The following is a 2,364-nucleotide window of genomic DNA, read 5'->3' on the forward strand; positions in this document are numbered from 1 at the left end:
ACTTCTTTCGTCAGCCGATCAGTGACTATCCCCTCGATTCCGGTCTTCCCCGGCTGCGCACAGGGGAAACCGGAATGACACGGTGACTGGCGTTTGGATCGAAATGACGTTGCAGTGTTAGCCCGAATTTCTCACAAAGCAGCTCGTAGATAGGGTGTGGGGTATGTTGAGCGGACTTTTTTCCCGAACAGGCAGTCTGAAAAGGCACTCTCGCCTTCTCCGAGCAGCTTCTGTTCCTTCTCTTGCGACTACTCGACAGGCGAAAGCAAGCCTGTCTCCAGGCAAGGCGCTGTTTTGAGCTTGGCTTAGGCTGAACGTAATCGTTCCAAAACATGTCCCCAAAGACGGCGAAATGGACAGGCACTCGTGAGTTGACACGTCAGGTGCTCTCCCACTTGCAGAATGCGTGCGCCGACTTTCAACAGTTTGAGGCGGATGGTTCCGGCTTGGGCTTGAGCGAGCTCTGTCCCGCTCAAGCCCAGCCGCCGGATGGCTTGCACCAAGACGTAGGCCAGGGCGGAAAACCAGAGCCGGAGCTGGTTGGCGCGAAAGAGATGCGCCGAGGTCCGCCCGGCAGCCAGATCCTGCTTCTGTTCTTTGATCCGGTTTTCCATGTCTCCGCGAGCACAGTAGACCTTTTCGTAGAGGTCTTTGGGCGTGGTGTCCTTCAGAGGCAAGGACGTCACCACAAAGCGGGGATTGGCGCCCTTTTCAAGGTACTCTGCTTTACCAATCACCTGCCGGGCACGCGACCAACTCTTTCGGGTCTGGTACTTGAAACTCACAAATCGGCGTTGGGCCTGGTGCGTGTGCAAGAATTTCCGGCGGCTCTTTTCCATCGCGGGTGCGATCAGCCCCTCCAATCGGCGATTCCGGGCCAAACCTAGGAGGTAGTTCACCTGGTTTGCTTCACACCAGGCCATGATCTCTTCCCGGCAAAAGCCACTATCTGCCCGCAGGAGAATGCTGACGCCCGGCCAGTGCTGGCGGAGGCGGGTCACCAGGCGTTTGAGCTCGTCGAGAGCTCCCGCAGCGCCATCCTGATTGGCTTCACGCAAGGTGGCGCACAGCAATTCCTGGCCACAAAAGACGTAGAGGGGCAAATAGCAGTAGTTGCCGTAATAGCCGTGATAGAAGCGGCCTTCCTGGTCGCCGTGCAGGGGAGTGTCGGTGGCGTCAAAGTCCAGAATGCAGGTGTCAGGCCTCCGGGGTGTGTGCTCGAGGAACACGTCGAGAAACACTTCCGCCAGGCGTTCTTGCTTGTGGAGGAGGCGGTGGTAACGCGTGGGTTCAAGCGCCCCATTTTCCAAGCGTTGCAGGGTGCTTTTGCCTGCCAGGAAGGGTTTGTCGTCGGAACGCAAAAGCTTCAAAAAGAGCGGGTCAAAGCGGAGCTGGTCATGGTCATTGAGGTCCTCGTAGCCTGCAGCTAAGCCGTAAATGCGCTGAGCCAGGAGTTCTTCGACGGTGAAATCGACGTACCCGGAGGCGCGATGATCCGTAAAACAAGCGGCCAGACGGGAAATGAGCCCCAGACGGGTGTCCGCCTCTTTCAGCAGGAGCAGGCCCGCGTCCGAGGTCAGGGCGCCGCCTTCAAAATTCACCGTCAGCGCTTCTCCATTTTTCCCTTGAACTTCCCAGGCCTCAGGGCTACACTTCATGGTACTGGCTCCTTTTCCGCGATTGGTTGTGTGGTAACTTTCAATCTACAGAATGGAGCCAGTTTTTTCTAGCGATCTATTTGTGAGAAATTCGGGCTAGGATTAAGAGCTTCTAGCAGAACCGCAGGCTCAAGATGCGTAGAAAGCTCTGGCATGCGCTACGCTTTGCATAAGTGCCTTGTAAGCAGAGCAAAGCTCTGCAACAAGCACTTAACTTAGCGCCAAAATTGACCTACAAGTTGAGGTATTGTGTAGGCGCTGCAAGAGCCAAGCTATCGTTGATGCCTATGAGCAAGGCCGTGACAATCGGCCTTGCGGGATTCCTTGTCGAGCTTGCGAGATCTGGGAATCATGCAAATGAGCCGCTGTGGTCGGATCGATTTGCCAGGTTGTGTAGCGCGTAAGCCGACTATACAACAATACAAATAACTGGCGAAGTCCAGTTGATTTGCCGCGTTGGCCAAATTCCTCGTCTGTCTGGATACGTTAAGTCGCCACGCTTGGCAAAGCAGCATACCAAGCACTTAAGATGGCAATACCCTAAAATGCCTGTGTATGATTGAATAAAATTCAAAGGATTGCTATGAAATGAAAGCAATGGCTTCTCTTGCCAGTCTGGTTTTGTTCCTGAGCATCACTGCAAATACCCAAGCAGAAAACCAAGTCCTGAAAGTGACGGCGTCTGGGGAAGGCTCGGGCGGCAGTA

1 protein-coding gene is annotated in these 2,364 nt (G+C 54.8%); it reads right to left on the bottom strand.

Features of this window, described 5'->3' with window-relative positions:
- Positions 1-305: 305 nt before the first annotated feature.
- Entirely contained in the window at positions 306-1,658 is a 1,353-nt protein-coding gene (locus VLA04_00540; protein ID HSI20185.1) for an IS1380 family transposase, read from the bottom strand.
- Positions 1,659-2,364: the final 706 nt, after the last annotated feature.

The sequence above is a fragment of the Verrucomicrobiia bacterium genome, assembly GCA_035460805.1.
Classification (GTDB): Bacteria; Patescibacteriota; UBA1384; order CAILIB01; family CAILIB01; genus DATHWI01.

What these genes read in the sequence shown, in the direction of transcription:
- VLA04_00540 (HSI20185.1), bottom strand. Translation starts at nt 1,658, where the DNA reads ATGAAGTGTAGCCCTGAGGCCTGGGAAGTTCAAGGGAAAAATGGAGAA.